This window comes from Jannaschia marina, from assembly GCF_013404595.1.
GTDB lineage: Bacteria > Pseudomonadota > Alphaproteobacteria > Rhodobacterales > Rhodobacteraceae > Jannaschia > Jannaschia marina.
Window position 1 is genome coordinate 456773 of sequence record NZ_JABVAX010000003.1, and the last position, 15994, is coordinate 472766.

Consider the following 15994-nt stretch of genomic DNA (forward strand, 5'->3'; position numbering starts at 1 on the left):
GCGCTCGGTGCGAGCAACTGCGACCGTATCGGCCCTACGTCCGTCGCAACCGGACCGGGCACCGGACGCGGTGGCCGTCGCCCGTCTCCACAAGCGCCGGCCGCGCCGCCGCGCAATCCGCTTCCGCGATCGGGCACCGTGTGACGAAGGGGCAGCCCTTCGGCGGGTCGAGCGGGCTCGGCAGGTCGCCCTCGAGGACGATGCGCTTGCGCCGGCCGCGCTGGCGCGGATCGGGCAGGGGGATCGCCGAGAGGAGCGCCTCGGTGTAGGGATGCACCGGGTTGGCGAAGACCTCCGCCGCCGGGCCTTCCTCCACCACGAGGCCGAGGTACATCACCGCCACGCGGTCGGCGATATGGCGCACCACGCTCAGGTCGTGGGCGATGAAGAGATAGGCAAGCCCCAGCTCGCGCTGCAGCCGCATCAGCAGGTTCAGGATCTGGCTCTGGATCGAGACGTCGAGCGCGCTGACGGGTTCGTCGCAGATCACGAGGCGCGGGTTCAGCGCCAGCGCGCGGGCGATGACCACGCGCTGCCTCTGTCCGCCCGAGAGCGCGCCGGGCCGGCGGTCGCGCTGATCGCGGTTGAGGCCGACGAGATCCATAAGCTCGTCGACGCGCGCGGCGATCTTGGTCTTCGGGTGGCCGTGGATGACGAGCGGCTCCGCGATCGACTGCGCGATCGTGCGCCGGGGGTTGAGTGCGCTGACCGGGTCCTGGAAGACCACCTGCATCTCGCGCCAGACGTGCCGCCGCTCGGCGGGCGAGAGGCCGGCGAGATCGCGGCCCTCGAAGCGGATGCGGCCGTCGGTGATCGGCGCGAGGCCGAGGACGGCGTTGCCCGTCGTCGACTTGCCGCAGCCGGATTCGCCCACGACCGCGAGCGTCTCTTTCGCCGCAACGTTAAGCGAGACGCCGTCGATCGCCTTCACGAGCCCCTTGCCACCGCCGAACCGGCCCGTGCGGACGGGGAAATGGACCTTGAGGTCTTCGATCTGCAGGAGCGTCATTCCGGGTCCTCCACGGGATGGAAGCAGGCAACGCGGTGGTCGCCCTTGATAAGGGCAGGCCGCGCGGTACAGGCGTCGCTCGCCCGATCACAGCGGGTGCGGAAGCGGCAGCCCTCTGGCCAGTTCTTCGGCGAGGGCACGTTGCCCCGGATCGCGAAGAGCTCTCCCTTCGTAGGCTCGTCGAGGCGCGGAATCGTGCGCAGAAGCATCCGCGTGTAGGGGTGCCGGGGTGCCGCGAAGAGCGGGTCGACCGGCCCCTGTTCCACGACGCGCCCGCCGTACATTACGCAGACCCGGCCGGCGAGTTCGGCGACGACGCCCATGTCGTGCGTGATGAGGAGGACGGCCGTCCCCGCGTCGGCGGCCAGGTCGGCCATGAGCGTCAGGATCTGTGCCTGGATGGTGACGTCGAGCGCGGTCGTGGGTTCGTCGGCGATCAAGAGGCGCGGGCGGGAGATGAGCGCGGCGGCGATCATCACGCGCTGACACATGCCGCCCGAAAGCTCCGTCGGCAGTTGTGTGGCGCGCCGCGCGGGCTCGGGGATGCCGACCCGGCGCAGCATCTCGATTGCGGCCTCGGCCGCCTCGGCCTCGCTCGCGCGATCATGGACGACGAGGCTTTCCGCCACCTGCCGGCCCACGGGCACGAGCGGGTTGAGCGAGGAGACGGGCTCCTGGAAGATCATCGCGAGGTCGGCACCGCGCAAGGCGCGCAACCGGTCCTCCGGCAGTGCCGTCAGGTCTGTTCCGTCGTAGTCGACGCGGCCGCCCGTCACCGTGAGGCCCTCGGCCAGAAGGCCCATGATCGAGAGCGCGGTCAGCGACTTGCCCGAGCCGCTCTCGCCGACGAGCGCCACCACCTCGCCCGGGGCCACGTCGAGCGAGACGCCGTCGACGAGCGAGAGCGCCCCGGCCTGCACGGCAAGGTCCTGAACCGAGAGCAGGGTCATTCGCCTACCGCCTTCGTCCAGGGGTTGTTTGGGTGCACCGCGCCGAGGTTCGGCGCCCCCCGGTGTCCGGCCTGCACCAGCGAAGGGATCGCGAACTGGACGGGATAGAGCGCATCCTCGGTGATCTGGACCGGATGGGCGGTCGCGATGGCGCTGGCCGTATCGGGCGGCGCGCGGCGGTCGACGAGGACGGTCTGCGTGCTGGCGTCGATGCGGGGGGCGTGGACGGCCTGCTCCGGGCTCTCGTCCCGGTCGATCATCCGCGACAGAAGCTGCACGATGGCCGGGAAGATCTGCCGCCCGCCCGCCGCACCGATAGCTATCTCAGGGTGGCCGTCGCGGGTGGTGATGACCGGGGCCATGTTGGCGAGCGGAATGGCTCCGGGCGCGATGGAGTTCGGCTGACCCGGCCGGGGGTCGAACCACATCATGCCGTTGTTCAGCACGAGATCGAGCGACGGTGCAACGACCTTGGAGCCGAAGCGCGACAGGAGGGTGTTCGTCAGCGAGACCATGGTGCCGTCACGGTCGATGACCGAGAGATGGCTCGTGCAATCGGTTCCGGCCGCGGCGTGGCCCATCGTCGTGAGACGGGCCTCGTAGCTCGCGCGGATCGCATCGGCGTGCCGGGCGGCCAGGCGAGCCTCGTCGAGGGCGGCAAGATCGCCGGCACCGAGGGCTTCGAGCGTCGCCAGCAGGCTCGGGCCGCCCGAGAGGCCGGGCATCGTGTGCACCATCCGGTCGCGATAGGGTGTCGATGCGGCCTTGGACCACATCGGCGCATAGCGCGCCAGATCGAGCGGCGCGAGATGCGCGCCCTTTTCGGTCAGGTCGCGGACGAGCGCCATGGCGGTCTCGCCCTCGTAGAAGTCCCGCGCGCCTGCGGATGCGAGACGACGCAGCATCGCGGCCTTCTTCGGCATCGGCAGGAGGCGCGCGGTCGGGTCGGTCGGGTCGGGCACGCGACGGCGGGCGTCGAGGAAGAGCGCGGCGGCATCCGCGTCGCGGCTGAGGCCCGGCGTGTCGATGGCGAAGGCGAGATCGGCGAACCAGTCGAGGCGCATCCCCCGTTCCGCGACCTCGATCGCGGGGGCGAGCGCCTCGGCCCAGCTGATCGTGCCGTGCCGCTCCAGTGCGGCGGCGAACCCGGCGACGGCCCCCGGCACGCAGATCGAGAGCGGTCCGATCAGGTTGCGGTCGTCCTCGACAGAGGGCCAGTCGAACCAGTCGCCGCCCTGTCCGCCGGCCAGGGGGTAGGCGTCGGGCGTGGCCGCGAGGGGGGCGCGCAGGTTGAAGTCGAGCGCCTCGACGGTGCCGCCCGGATCGGCATGGAGCAGGAAGCCGCCGCCGCCCACGCCGGAGAGCCAGGGCTCCACCACCGAGAGGACGAGCGCGGTGACGACGGCGGCGTCCATCGCGTTGCCGCCCGCGCGCAGAACGGCGGCCCCGGCCTCCGCCGCCTCGTGGTGCTGCGCGGCGACGATGCCGCCCGCGCTCTCGACCTGTGGCTTGGTGACGGCCCAGGTCTGGTGCGAGGCGGGCGGGACCAGCGAGGGGGTCGTATGGCTGCGCTCATCCATGGAAGGGGCCTCGCTCGTCGATGGCGGTGAGGGGGTCAAGGGCGACCTCGAGCCCGTCGGTCCGGTCCGCGTGATGGGCGGCGATCTCGCCGCAGGTGGCGACCCAGACGGCGGGATCGGCGGCGAGGTCGGCGAAGAGCGCCTCGAGCATCTCCACGCGGGCGGGGTGCCCCGAAATCCAGTCGTGGACCGTCAGCATGAACAGCCCGCCCGCGCGCACAGTCGCCGCCGCCTCCGCGCGCCAGCCCTCGGCGACCTCGGGCGTGAGTCGGGGCGGCCTGTCGCCGGGTTCCAGAAACTTGAAGAAAATCGCGTCGTCCACGTCCCATCGCACCGGAACCTCGGTCACGCCGTCGATGGTGTAAGGCAGGTCGTGGCCCATGAGGCTCGAATCCCAGAGGTCGTGGCGTCTCAATTCGCGCAGCATGTGCGGCGTCATCTCCCAGGCCGGGGAGCGGAAGCCGGCCGGTTTCGCGCCGGTCTGCGCGACGAAGAAGTCGATGGCCCGTTCGAGCGCATCGGTGAAGCGGGCGTCGGAGGTTTCGGCGACGAGCTCGTGGAAGTAGCCGTGGAGCGCGATTTCGTGCCCGCGCTCCACGAGGCCGGGCAGGAGCGTCGGATTGTCCTCGGCCACGCAGGCGGGGACGAAGAAGCTGCCGCGCACGCCGATCCGGTCGAGCATGGCGACCATCCGGGCGAGGCCCGCGCGCATCCCGTACTGCCGGTGCTCCCGCGCGGCGAGCGTGTCGGGCAGGGCGGTGCGGTGCTGCCAGAGCCAGGGCGCCATGGCGTCGACATCGACGCTGAAGCAGGCGGCGGCTCGGCGGGGTTCGGGCCAGGGGCAGGGGGGCTCGGTCCAGTTCATAGCGCGTGCTTCTTGTCCTGATAGACGTCCATCGTGCCGGCCGAATTGCCGCCGTCGACGGCGAGCGACGTGCCGGTGACGTTCTTGGCCGCCGAGGAGGCGAGGTAGAGCGCGGCCTGGCCCACGTCCTCGGGGGCGGTTTCGGTGCCGAGCGGGATGGCGGCCATCACGCGGTCGATGTGTTCCTGACTGAGGCTCGAGACGCTGGAGCCGGAGGCGAAGCCCGGCTCCAGGCAGTTCGCGCGGATGCCGTATTCGGCAAGCTCCAGCGCGAAGCCCTTGGTCATCCGGTCGAGGGCGGTCTTCGACATACAGTAGGTGACGGCCGTGCGCCGCATCTTGCGCGCCGCCCCCGAGGAGATGTTGACGAAGGCACCGGGCACGCCCGCGGCGATCATCTGCCGCGCGAAGCCGCGCATCAGGACGAAGGGCGCGCGGACGTTGACGGCCATGATCCGGTCCCAGTCGGCGACCTCCAGGTCGAGGAGGAAGGACGAGGGGTAGATGGCGGCGTTGTTCACCACGACGTCGGGTGCGCCCCAGCGGTCGGCGACGGCGTCCATGAGATGCGCAAGCCCAGCGTCGGTCGTCAGGTCGGCGGCGACGGCGAAGCCCGGCAGGCCGTCGGTCGTCGTGTCGGTCGCGCAGACCTCCGCGCCGGCATCGGCGAAATGCGCGACGAGGGCGCGCCCCATGATGCCGGCGGCCCCGGTCACGACCACGCGCCTGCCCTTGAATTCGTCCCCGAAGTGCATGTCTATCGTCCCTTTCCGATGCGGTCGACCAGGCGGTCGCCGATGAGGTTGGCGCTCAGCACCAGCAGGAAGAGCGCGATGCCCGGGAAGGTCGCGATCCACCAGGCGGAGCCCACGTAGTTGCGCCCCGTCGAGAGCATCGAGCCCCAGCTTGCCGTGGGCGGCTGCACGCCGAGGCCGAGGAAGCTCAGCCCCGCCTCGAAGAGGACCATGAGGCCGAATTCGAGTGTCGCCACCACGAGGAGGGGGCCGATGATGTTGGGCAGGATGTGCAGCGCCAGCACCCGCAGCGGCGAGGCCCCCATCGCGCGCGCCAGTGTCACGAAGGGCCGGTCGGCGATGGCGAGGGTCTGGCCGTAGGCCACGCGGGCATAGCGCGGCCAGCGGGTCAGCGCGAGGACGAGGATGACGTTGACGAAGCCGGGGCCGAGCACGGCGACGGTGATGATGGCGAGCAGGATCGCCGGGATCGACAGGAAGATGTCGACTAGGCGCATCAGGATCGTCTCGGTCCAGCCACGCAGGTATCCGGCGGCCATGCCCACGGCCACGCCGACGAGCCCCGAGAGCAGCACCGAGAGCACGGCGACCGAGAGCGAGACCCGCGCGCCGTAGATCAGCCGGCTCAGGATGTCGCGGCCAAGCTCGTCTGAGCCGAGCCAGTAGGTCGCGCCGCGTGCCTCGAAGCCCGGGGCCTTCAGGCGGGCGAGCAGGTTCTGCCGGTCAGGGTCGAGCGGTGCGATCCAGGGGGCGAGAATGGCGGCGGCGGTGAGCGCGAGGAGGAGCCACGCGGGCCACCAGGTCAGGAGCGCCGAAAGGCGTATGCTGCGGGGGGCTGCCGTCTCCATCACTTGCCCTCCAGCCGGACGCGGGGGTCGACGACAGAATAGAGGATGTCGGCGGCGAGGTTGGCGAAGATCGTGACGAAAGCCCCGAGGAGGACCACAGCCTGCACCACGACGAAGTCGCGCGCTGCGATGCTCTGCACCGTCAGGAGGCCGAGACCGGGCCAGGCGAACACCGTCTCCACGATGACGGCCCCGGCGAGGAGCTGCGAGATCTCGAGCGCGGTGATGGAGATCACCGGGATCGCCGAATTGCGCATCAGATGGCGCGAGACGAGACGGCGGATGCCCACCCCGCGGGCGCGGGCGGAGCGGACATAGTCCTTGCCCAGCTCGTCGAGGACGGCGGAGCGGGTGATGCGCGCGTAGGTGGCGAGCGACAGGAGGCCAAGCGCGATTGACGGCATGACCAGATGGGCGAGCGTGCCCGTGCCCGAGGACGGCAGCCAGCGCAGCCAGACCCCGAAGACGAGGATCATCATGATCCCCGACCAGAAGGTCGGCATCGACTGACAGGCGAGCACGAGGCCCATGATCCAGCGCGAAACGGCCCGCCCGCGCGTCAGCGCCATCAGCAGCCCGAGCGGCAGCCCGATGAGGAGCGCGACGGCCAGCGCGCCGGCGGCGAGCTGCAATGTCTGTGGAATGCGCGAGGCGATGATGTCCCAGGCAGGCGCGTTCTGCACGAAGCTGCGGCCGAGGTCGAAGGTGACCATGTCGCGTAGGAAGTCGAGATACTGGACCCCGAGGGGCCGGTCGAGGCCAAGCGTCGCGCGCATGGCCTCGATGTCCGCCTGCGTCGCGGTCTCGGGCAGGAGGAGCGCGGTCGGGTCGCCGGTGAGGCGCTGGATGAAGAACACCAGCGTCACCACTCCGAAGGCCGCGATCAGCGCCTGTCCGCCACGATGCAGGAGGAAGCGGAGCATTATTCGGCGATGCTCATGCGGTTGAGGAACATGCTCTCGTTCGCCGTCGGCTCGAACTGGAGCTCGGCCGTGGCCCCGTAGAGGACGGCGGCCTGATACATGGGCAACAGGTAGTAGTTGTCGCGCACGATCTGGTGCACCTCGTTGTAGGCCGCCTGCCGGACCTCGGGGTCGAGCGAGACGCGGGCTTCTTCGAGGAGTGTGTCGAGTTCAGGCACGTTGACCCGCGACCAGCTGCTGTCGGAATGGAGCGTCGGATAGGCGATTCCGTCCGCATCCTGGCACGCGCAGGACCAGCGCCCGAAGCTCAGCTCCGAGTTCTCGGCGGGTTCCGAGCGGACGATGCCGAGGTAGGTCGGCATGTCGGTCATGGAGATGGAGACGTTGAAGCCCACGTCGTTGAGCATCTGCTGCACTGCCTGCACGATCCGCTGATCGAAGACCGGTGCCGTCGCGAGCGTTGCCGGCGTGCCGGCGAGGTCGGGGTTGGCGACGGTGATCTCGGCGGCCTGCTCGGGGTTGTACTCGAAGAGCGGCAGGTCGGGGTTGTAGCCGAAGTGCGCGGGGCTCGACATCTGCGACATGGGCACTTCGCCCGCCTGCAGGAGGCCATCGGTGATGCCCTGACGGTCGATGGCGAGCGAGGCGGCCTTGCGCATTTCGAGGTCGTTGAAGGGCGGCTTGTCGAGGTTGAGGCCGACGTAGCCCACCCGCTCGGTCGGGGCCGAGAGGAGTTGGACCTCGGGGTTACCGGAGAGCTGCGCGCCCGCGTCCGCATCGATCGAGACGACGAGATCCGCGGTGCCCGCCTGCAGGTCGGCAACGCGTGTCGCCGCGTCCGGTACGGCGCGGAAGATAGCCGCCTCGAACGGTCCGGCCTCGCCCCAGTAGGCGTCGTTGCGCGTGAGCCGCACGTCGACGCCCCGGTTCCAAGCCTCGAAAGCGTAAGGCCCGGAGCCGACGGGCGCGGCATTGAACGCCTCCGCCCCGACCTCCTCGACCACATGCTGCGGCACGATCGAGAGCTTCACGAGCTGCGCGAGCAGGGCGGGGTAGGGACCGTCGGTCGTGAGCGTCACGACATTGCCCTCGGCCGTCGCGTCGACGATCTGGTTGAACTGGCCCAGCTGCGGCGAGCCGAATTCGGGGTCGGTGATGCGCTTGACGGAATAGACCACGTCCTCCGCCGTCAGCGGCTCGCCGTCGTGGAAGGTGATGCCCTCGCGGATGGTGAAGGCCATCTCGGTATCCGAGACCTGCTCCCATCCGATCGCTACCTGCGGCACGATCTCGCCCGCGTTGTCGCGGGTCACGAGGTTGTCGAAGACGTTGCGGTAGACGTAGTAGCTGTCGGGGTTCCACTGCATGTGCGGGTCGAGCGACGAAGGCTCGCCGGCGAGGTCGATGGTGATGTCGCGCGCGAAGGCGGCGGTGGTGAGTGCGGGCGTGGCCAGGACGGCGAGCGCCACGCCGGCCAAGAGGCCCTTCATGGTCTGTTTCATGTCTCTCTCCTGTTGGCGGCAGCCTGTTCCGTCTGGCCCATGACCGCGCTGCCGGAGGTCAGGGGGGTTTCGCTGTGAAGGAGCTGGCGCAGGAAGAAGGCCTCCTGCGCGTCGATGAGGGCGCGTCGCGCGGCCCCGATCCCGGCGCGATCGCCGGCGAGCGCCGCCGTGATGAGGGCACGGTCGTCACTGCGGTGGAAGAGGCGGTCCCGGTCCGGGTCTTCGAGGAAATGGGTGATGCGCGCGCTGTGATGCCAGAGCTTGCGCAGGTGCCGTGCGGTGAAGGGGTTGAGCACGCCGAGAAGGATCGCGTCGACCCGATCGACGTAGTGCCGGAAGGAGATGATCGCGCCCCGCTCGCGCCGCTCCCGCAGGGGCACGAGGATGTCGGAAATCTGCGCGAGTTCCGCCCGCGCGGCAGCGTCGAGGCGCGCGTCCTCCAGCGCGGGTTCGGCCACGCGGCGCGCGTCGAGCACCTGACCGATGAGCGCGCCGGTCACCGGCAGTACGCGCCAGCCCGTGCGCGGCTGCGGCGTGGCCCAGCCGTCGTAGCCGAGCCGTGTGAGCCCCGCGCGGGCGGCGGCACGGGTCAGTCCGAAGCGGTCGGTTGCATCGGCCTCGGTGACGATCTCGCCGGGTGCGATCTCGCACCAGATGACAGCATCGAGCAGGCGGTCCTCGGCGAAGCGACCCTTCGCATCCGGTGCAGCGGCCACCCCTTTGGTGACAGCGGGTCGCAGCAGCGGAGAGCTGGGATCATACATGAAAACCTCAATAGTGATCTGTTGACATTTTCCTTGACTATCCTTGACATTTCCAAGCAAAATCTCTCGCCCACAGGCTGAAAGGCGGCCTTGCATGAACGTAAAGACCGTCTCTGTCGCCGGGGCTAACTCACTGCTTGGTCAACATCTTCTGGCTCGCCTTTCGCGCGATCCGGGCGTATGTATCGTCAGCCTTCACGATCGGCTGGCGCAGACCGGGGCGACAACCATAAGCGAATCGAGAACTTGGAACGTCGACCCCAGGGTTGCGCAGGATCTGCGGAAGGTGCCGCTTCTGCCGCCCGAGGCACCGGCGCGGTCGGCCATCCTGCTCTCGGTCCTGCCCGATGCGGGGGCGGTCGGGATCGAGACCGCGCATCTGGCCCGCGGCACCCGCGTGGTGACGCATTGCGAACATGCACGCCTGACGGTCCCGCTGGCGCTGCCCGGCGTTACCGCGATCGACCGCGCGGCGATGCATCTCTCGACGCCGAACTGCACCACGGCAATCTGCGCCGCGCTCCTGCATCCTCTGCACGTCACCCACGGAATCGAGGCGGTAACGATCACGACCTTGCAGGCGATCAGCGGGACCGATCTGCCGGGACTGGCGGCGTCAGAGATTCACGATCGGGTCGTGGGGCATCTTCCGGGCGAGGCCGATGCCCTGCGCGACGAACTCGACGTGCTCTTCGACGGAGCCTTTCCTGTGGATGTCTTCGCCACCCGCGTACCCGTCTGGCGCGGTCATACGATCACCCTGTCCCTGCGGCTGCGTGACGGAGCGGGAGCCGATCGCATCCACGAGACGCTCGGGCCTGACGGCAACGTCGCGCTGACCGATTTGCCCGGCGGGCGGGATCGGTTCTCGCCCGGAGCACCCCTGGCAACGGTCACGTCGTTACGAGACGGGGCGCAAGGGGTTTTGGCCGTCCTCAAGGGCGATAACCTGGAAGCGGCGACCGTCGGCGTTCTGGCTGGCATTCTTGCGATGCTTGACGTGTAGTGCGGCGCGGGAGCCTTTCACGCGCATCGGAGGATCCGGGTGCCGATACTATCCCTCCGAGCCGCCGAGCCCCCACTCCCGGACTTGACGCAACGTTGCCTTCGCAGCTACAGACGAAACCGGATGACATTCGCCGACATGGGAGGGCGATCATGAAGATTGAGTTTCGCACCATCTCTTTCGGTCGACCCCGCTTCGGGTTCGCCTTCGGCTGACGCTCCGGGCGTCTTCCACCCCAGGTTTATCTGAGTGACACGGGCCCGGACCGGGCCTGCATCCCATCTTCTCAGCAGGGCGCGGACATTTGGCCGCGATGTATCCCATGTCCCATAGCGCATCCCGCGGTGCCTTCGTCCGCGTTCTGTCCTTCGTCGCGTCCTGCTGGTCGCGCCGCCCCCTGCTGCTCGCGACGGTGGTCGCCTTGCAGCTCGTCTCGACCGGGGCCGATATCTCGATCCCGATCCTGACCGGACGTCTTGTCGCCGCGGTCGCCGACGGAGCCGCGCCCTGGGGGGCTTTCTGGGCCCTGATGGCCCTCGGCGTGCTGTCGATCACGACCAAGGTCGCGAGCTACTTCGCGATCATCGACCTGACGATCCCGACCATGCGGGAGGTCGAGGCGGAGGCCTTCGCCCGCGTCCAGCGGCTGCCGGCGACGTGGCACGCCAATGCCTTCGCGGGTTCCACGGTACGCAAGATCACCCGTGGGGCCTGGGCCCTCGACGACATGGGCGACCTGATCCTGCTGGCGCTCGGTCCGTCCGTCCTCGTCCTGCTGGGCACCGTCGCGACGCTGACGGCCTTCCGTGTCGAGGTGGGTGCCGTGGCGGCTCTGGGCGCGATCGTGTTCCTGACGCTGTCGCTCGTCCTCACGCTGCGATGGGTGGCCCCCGCCGCGCGGCTGGCCAATGCGCACGACAGTCGCGTCTCGGGCGCGCTCGCCGATGCGATCACGTCGAATGCGGTCGTGAAGGCCCATGCCGCCGAGACGCGGGAGGAGGGGCGCCTGGACCGTGTCCTCGACAAATGGGCCCATCGCACGCGCCGCACCTGGCACCGGGGCTCGTGGTCGGGGCTCGCGCAGGATACGAGCCTCTGGCTTCTTCGGGCGCTTGTCCTCGGCGGCGCGCTCCTGGCTTTCGTGCGCGGCACCGCGGGCGCGGGCGAGATCGCCTTCACCGTCTCCGCGCTCGGAATGCTCGACGGCTATCTGCGCCAGATCGGCAACCATGTCCGGCAGCTCCAGAAAGCGGTCAACGACGCCGAGGAGATGGTCGATCTTATGCGCGACGCGCCCGAGACCGACGTGGCCCGCCCGCCGGCGCGCGCGCTGCCGCCGCGCGCGGGCGCGCTCGCGTTCGAGCATGTCGACTACGGCTACGACGGCGCGCCCACGCCGCTCTTTACGGATCTGCAGGTCGCCATTCCGGCGGGGCAGAAGGTCGGGCTCGTCGGGCGCTCGGGGTCGGGCAAGACGACCTTCGTCAAGCTGATCCAGCGGCTGCACGAGGTGAGCGGCGGCGCGATCACGATCGGCGGGACGGACATCGCTTCGGTGCCGCTGGCCGAACTGCGCGCGAATGTGGCGCTCGTCCCGCAGGAGCCGATCCTGTTCCACCGCTCGCTCGGCGAGAACATCGCCTATGCGCGCCCAGGGGCGACGATCGCCGACGTGCGCGCTGCGGCCGGCAAGGCGGGAGCCGCCGCGTTCATCGACCGCTTGCCCCGGGGCTACGGCACCGAAGTGGGCGAGCGCGGCGTGAAACTCTCGGGCGGGGAGCGCCAGCGCGTGGCCATCGCCCGCGCGTTTCTCTCGGACGCGCCGATCCTCATCATGGACGAGGCGACCTCGTCGCTCGACAGCGAGGCGGAGGCCCGCGTCGCGGAGGCAGCCGAGCGCCTGATGGAGGGGCGCACGACGCTCGTCATCGCGCATCGCCTCGCCACGGTGGAGCGGATGGACCGGATCCTCGTCTTCGACCGGGGCCGCATCGTCGAGGACGGGACGCCCGCCGAGCTGATGGCGCGGGACGACGGGCTCTACCGCGCCCTCCGCGAGCGGCAGACGCTCGCGGCGTGAGCCCCGGACGGGACGAAGCCTAGGGCTTGCGCAGGCGCGGCCCGGCGTCCTGCTCGGGGCGGGGCACGTCTCTCTCGGCGGCCGCGCTCGCGGCCCCAAGGAGGACGAGCGGCAGCGCGAGGAGGAAGGACGGCCCGAGCGGCGTCCCGAAGAGCAGAAGATCCGCGAGGGCCGCCCAGATCAGGGCGACGTATTCGAACGGGGCAAGGCGGGAGGCTTCGGCATAGCGGAAGGCCAGCGTCATCGCGATGTGTGCGGCCCCGCCGAAGAGACCGGCGAGGACGAGCAGCGCCAGCGTCGCCGGCTCCGTCGGGGCCCAGCCGAGCGGCAGCGTCAGCAGTCCGCCGGTCATCGAGACGACGACGAAGTAGATCGCGATCGCGCCCGGGTTCTCGGTCCGGGCGAGGCTGCGCACCATCAGGAGGGCGGCGGCCGTCAATGCGGCCGTGGCGATGCCGAGCCCGTAGCCGAGAAGGCGGGAGGTGTCGGCCCCGCTGCCGAGGTCCGGCCAGACGAGCGCCAGCACGCCCGAGAGGCCGAGGACGAGGCCGAGGACGCGCCAGACCGTCAGGCGTTCGGAGAGAACGGCGACGGCCGCCAGCGCGGTGAAGACCGGCGAGAGATGCGAGATCAGTATCGCCTCCGCCAGCGGCAGGCGCGCGATGGCGGAGAAGGAGGTGAACATCGCCGCCGCTCCGAACGCCGAGCGCAGCAGGTGCCCGACGGGGCGGCGCGTGCGCAACCCGCCCGGCAGCTCGCCCCGCCACCACAGGAAGACCGCCAGCGGCAGCAGCGCGAAAGCCGATCGGTAGAAGACGATCTGACCCGTCGGAACGGCCGCGCTGAGCGCCTTCACACAGACGGCCATGCCGGCGAAGAGCACCCCCGAGAGAAGGCGCAGCGCGATGCCGCGACCGGGGCGGTCGAGCGCCGTCACGCCGCGCGCTCCTCGTCGGTCAGGGCGTCGCGCAGGGCATCGCCGGCCAGATTGATTGCCAGGACGCAAAGGACGACCGCGAGGCCGGGCCAGACCATCTGCATCGGCGCAGCGCGCATGTGGACGCGGGCATCGAGCAGCATCGTTCCCCATTCCGGGTCCGGAGGCTGGACGCCGAAGCCGAGGAAGCCGAGCGCGGAGATGCCGAGGATCGCGCGCGCGAACATCCCCGTCCAGACGACGACAAGGGATGGCAGGAGCGACGGCAGGTAGTGCCAGCGCGTGATCGCGAGCGGCGAGAGCCCCGCCAGACGCGCCTGCAGGACGTAGCCGCGGGTGCCGAGCGCCAGTCCGATGCCGCGCGCGACCCGCGCGTAGCGCATCCAGCCGGTCACGGTCAGCGCGAAGATCAGGCTGCCCGTGCCGGGCTCGAGCAGCCCGGCGATGACTACGGCGGCGACGAGCTCGGGGAAGGCGAGGAATGTATCCGTCGCGCGCATCATCGCCCAGTCCATCGCCCGTCGGCCAGCGCCGCTAGGAGCCCGACCGCCGTGCCGATCAGCAGGCCGAGGCCCGAGACGAGGAACGCGAGCCCGAGCGACCAGCGCGCCCCGTGGAGAAGCCGCGACAGGATGTCCCGGCCGAGCGCGTCCGTGCCCAGCGGATGGGCGCGGCTCGATCCGGCCAGCCGCGCGGGGACGTCGATCGCGGTCGGGTCGTGCTGCGCGAGAAGGGGGCCGAGAAGGGCAAGCAGCAGGAACGCGGCGACCAGCGCCGCGACGCTACGCATCGCGCGCCCCGATGCGCGGGTCGAGGCTGCGGTAGATCAGGTCGATGGCGAGGTTCACGCAGACGAAGAGAACGGCGGCGAAAAGGACGACGGCCTGCACCTTCGGAAAGTCCCGCTGCGCGATGGCCTCGACGAGGAAGCTGCCCAGGCCCGGCCGCGCGAAGATGACCTCCACGATGACGGCACCTTCGAGCAGGAACGCGAGTTCGAGCCCGAGGACGGTGACGACCGGAATCGCGGCATGGGGAGCGACGTGGGCGCGCGCGATCTCGCCCGGGGGCACGCCGCGGCGGCGGAGCGCCGGAAGGAAGGGCTGTCCCCGCGCCTCGAGGAGGCCCGAGCGCAGGATGCGGGTCAGCGATGCCGCCACGCCGAGGCCCAACGTGAGTGCCGGCAGGACGGCATGGGCCGGACTGCGGGCACCCATCGCCGGAAGCCAGCCCAGATGGATCGCGAAAAGCAGGATCAGGAGGAGGCCCAGCCAGTAGGATGGCACCGCCGCCCCGACCGACGCCAAGGCAACCGCGCCCCGGTCGAGCCAGCCGCCCGGCCGGCGCGTCGCGAGCCACGCCAGGGGCGCGGCGAGGCCGATCCCGATGGCGAGACCGCCGACGGCGAGCGGAAGCGTGTGCAGAAGCGCCGCGCGCAACTCGGGCCAGACGGGACGCCCGGTAACCGAGGAATGTCCGAGGTCGCCCGTGAGCAGCGGCCCGATCCAGGCCCGGAAGGCCCTCCAGAAGCCGGCGTCGAGCCCGGCCTCCGCGCGGATCCGCTCCAGCACCTCAACGGGCACGTGCGTATCGTAGCGGGCCACCGCGATCGCGAGGGCCGGGTCGCCCGGCGCGTGCCACAGAAGCGCGAAAGTCGCGAGCGCGGTGCCGGTCAGGACGACAAGCGCGCGGAGCACCAGATCGCCGAGCATCCGCATCACGCCGCCCGCTCGAGCGCGCCGAGCACGAGTGCCGCGTCGCGGAGCCTGCTGCCGTAGGCGCTCTGCGGCGACCGGACGAAGCGGGCGGCCGGCGTGATCTCCTCGACGCGACCGGATCGCAGGACGGCGATCTCGCTTGCATGGGCGGCGGCATAGCCGAGGTCGTGGGTGACGATCAGGGCGGCGAAGCCTTCCTCGGCCTGCAGGTCGGCGATCATCCGGGCGGTGTGCTTCTGCGTCGCCGCGTCGAGCGCCGAAAGCGGCTCGTCGAAGAGTACCAGCGGCGGCGCGGCGATCAGGGCGCGCAGGATGCCCGCGCGCTGCGCCTGACCGATGGAGACCTCGGTCGGGCGGCGGTCGAGGAGGTCGGACGACAGCTCCAGACCCGAGCAGAGGCGGTGGAGCCGATCGCGGTCGGGCAACATACGGCGTGCGGTCAGCGGCTCCAGGATCGAACGACGTAGAGTCAGGCGCGGGTTGAAGGCCGCCCGCGGCTCCTGCATCACCAGCGCCGGCCGGCAGGCGCGGACCGGGCCGCCGTCCCAGCCGATCCGGCCCGCGGTCGGGCGCAGCAGGCCGAGGACCGCCGCGATCAGGGTCGACTTTCCCGCTCCGCTCTCGCCGACGACCGCCAGCGTGCCGCCCGCCGGCAGCGCGAGCGAGACGTCGTGCAGCACCGCCCGGTCGCCCCGCGCGGCGCAGACGCCTTCGAGCGTCAGCACGGCAGGGACATCCACGAGCGATGCGCCACCAGGGCGCGCGCCGCGCGGCTTTGCGGTGCGGCAAGGAGGGCGGTGGTCGGGGCGTCCTCGACCAGCTTCCCGTCGGCCATGACCACGAGCCGGTCGACGCGGGAGGCGGCAAGTCCGAGGTCGTGGGTCACGAGGAGCATCGCCGTTCCCGTCGCATCGAGGTGCCGGTCGAGGAGATGGCACTGAGGTGCTCCCTGGAAATTGGACGCTGACGGGAGCTACGATCTGAGGTCATCTTGGTCTTCGAGAAGGAGACGGACGAGATGGCGAAGAGGAAGCGGCACGCGGCCGCGTTCAAGGCG

At 70.5% G+C, this 15994-nt stretch carries 17 protein-coding genes; 2 read left to right on the plus strand and 15 right to left on the minus strand.

Annotation, left to right across the window (positions count from 1 at the left end; all coding sequences use genetic code 11):
* Positions 1 to 34 precede the first annotated feature (34 nt).
* The 9 genes from HSX43_RS08615 to HSX43_RS08655 are packed head-to-tail and all read right to left on the minus strand — an operon-like array spanning position 35 to position 9196.
* The gene (locus tag HSX43_RS08615) at positions 35 to 1009 is read right to left on the minus strand and encodes an ABC transporter ATP-binding protein (protein WP_179379693.1); all 975 of its coding nucleotides are present in this window, start codon (positions 1007 to 1009) and stop codon (positions 35 to 37) included.
* Complete coding sequence (locus HSX43_RS08620; RefSeq protein WP_179379694.1) at positions 1006 to 1959, minus strand: ABC transporter ATP-binding protein; 954 nt, start codon at positions 1957 to 1959, stop codon at positions 1006 to 1008. Before HSX43_RS08620 ends, HSX43_RS08615 begins: the two co-directional genes overlap by 4 nt.
* Positions 1956 to 3539 (minus strand): gamma-glutamyltransferase, encoded by a 1584-nt coding sequence (locus HSX43_RS08625; protein ID WP_179379695.1) that lies wholly within the window; start codon positions 3537 to 3539, stop codon positions 1956 to 1958. The genes HSX43_RS08620 and HSX43_RS08625 overlap by 4 nt, the downstream gene beginning before the upstream one ends.
* Positions 3532 to 4404, minus strand: coding sequence for a polysaccharide deacetylase family protein (locus HSX43_RS08630; protein WP_179379696.1), 873 nt, complete (start codon positions 4402 to 4404; stop codon positions 3532 to 3534). Before HSX43_RS08630 ends, HSX43_RS08625 begins: the two co-directional genes overlap by 8 nt.
* A complete protein-coding gene (locus tag HSX43_RS08635) occupies positions 4401 to 5159 on the minus strand; it encodes an SDR family NAD(P)-dependent oxidoreductase (RefSeq protein ID WP_179379697.1) in 759 nt (252 codons plus the stop codon). The genes HSX43_RS08630 and HSX43_RS08635 overlap by 4 nt, the downstream gene beginning before the upstream one ends.
* Before the next feature lie 2 nt (positions 5160 to 5161).
* Entirely contained in the window at positions 5162 to 6007 is an 846-nt protein-coding gene (locus tag HSX43_RS08640; protein WP_179379698.1) for an ABC transporter permease, read from the minus strand.
* Positions 6007 to 6930, minus strand: coding sequence for an ABC transporter permease (locus tag HSX43_RS08645; protein ID WP_179379699.1), 924 nt, complete (start codon positions 6928 to 6930; stop codon positions 6007 to 6009). The genes HSX43_RS08640 and HSX43_RS08645 overlap by 1 nt, the downstream gene beginning before the upstream one ends.
* A complete protein-coding gene (locus HSX43_RS08650) occupies positions 6930 to 8432 on the minus strand; it encodes an ABC transporter substrate-binding protein (RefSeq protein ID WP_179379700.1) in 1503 nt (500 codons plus the stop codon). The genes HSX43_RS08645 and HSX43_RS08650 overlap by 1 nt, the downstream gene beginning before the upstream one ends.
* Positions 8429 to 9196 (minus strand): GntR family transcriptional regulator, encoded by a 768-nt coding sequence (locus HSX43_RS08655; RefSeq protein WP_179379701.1) that lies wholly within the window; start codon positions 9194 to 9196, stop codon positions 8429 to 8431. Before HSX43_RS08655 ends, HSX43_RS08650 begins: the two co-directional genes overlap by 4 nt.
* Positions 9197 to 9482: 286 nt before the next feature.
* On the opposite strand from HSX43_RS08655, the gene HSX43_RS08660 reads away from it, so the two are divergent.
* Both HSX43_RS08660 and HSX43_RS08665 read left to right on the plus strand, forming a co-directional pair.
* Positions 9483 to 10202: a hypothetical protein gene (locus HSX43_RS08660; RefSeq protein ID WP_179379702.1), complete on the plus strand. Its 720-nt coding sequence runs from the start codon at positions 9483 to 9485 to the stop codon at positions 10200 to 10202.
* A 322-nt stretch (positions 10203 to 10524) separates the two neighbouring features.
* The gene (locus HSX43_RS08665; protein ID WP_179379703.1) at positions 10525 to 12282 is read left to right on the plus strand and encodes an ABC transporter ATP-binding protein; all 1758 of its coding nucleotides are present in this window, start codon (positions 10525 to 10527) and stop codon (positions 12280 to 12282) included.
* Positions 12283 to 12301: 19 nt separating this feature from the next.
* Here the strand turns inward: HSX43_RS08665 and HSX43_RS08670 are convergent, their stop codons facing one another.
* The 6 genes from HSX43_RS08670 to HSX43_RS08690 are packed head-to-tail and all read right to left on the minus strand — an operon-like array spanning position 12302 to position 15832.
* A complete protein-coding gene (locus HSX43_RS08670; protein WP_179379704.1) occupies positions 12302 to 13219 on the minus strand; it encodes a DMT family transporter in 918 nt (305 codons plus the stop codon).
* Positions 13216 to 13734, minus strand: a complete 519-nt coding sequence (locus HSX43_RS08675; RefSeq protein ID WP_235962564.1) for an ABC transporter permease — start codon at positions 13732 to 13734, stop codon at positions 13216 to 13218. Before HSX43_RS08675 ends, HSX43_RS08670 begins: the two co-directional genes overlap by 4 nt.
* Entirely contained in the window at positions 13719 to 14009 is a 291-nt protein-coding gene (locus tag HSX43_RS19630) for a hypothetical protein (RefSeq protein ID WP_235962565.1), read from the minus strand. The genes HSX43_RS08675 and HSX43_RS19630 overlap by 16 nt, the downstream gene beginning before the upstream one ends.
* Positions 14002 to 14931: an ABC transporter permease gene (locus tag HSX43_RS08680; protein WP_235962566.1), complete on the minus strand. Its 930-nt coding sequence runs from the start codon at positions 14929 to 14931 to the stop codon at positions 14002 to 14004. The genes HSX43_RS19630 and HSX43_RS08680 overlap by 8 nt, the downstream gene beginning before the upstream one ends.
* A 5-nt stretch (positions 14932 to 14936) precedes the next feature.
* A complete protein-coding gene (locus HSX43_RS08685; RefSeq protein WP_179379706.1) occupies positions 14937 to 15662 on the minus strand; it encodes an ABC transporter ATP-binding protein in 726 nt (241 codons plus the stop codon).
* Positions 15656 to 15832 carry a hypothetical protein gene (locus tag HSX43_RS08690; protein ID WP_179379707.1) on the minus strand — a complete coding sequence of 59 codons (177 nt, stop codon included), beginning with the start codon at positions 15830 to 15832 and terminating at the stop codon, positions 15656 to 15658. The genes HSX43_RS08685 and HSX43_RS08690 overlap by 7 nt, the downstream gene beginning before the upstream one ends.
* Between the last annotated feature and the right edge of the window lie 162 nt (positions 15833 to 15994).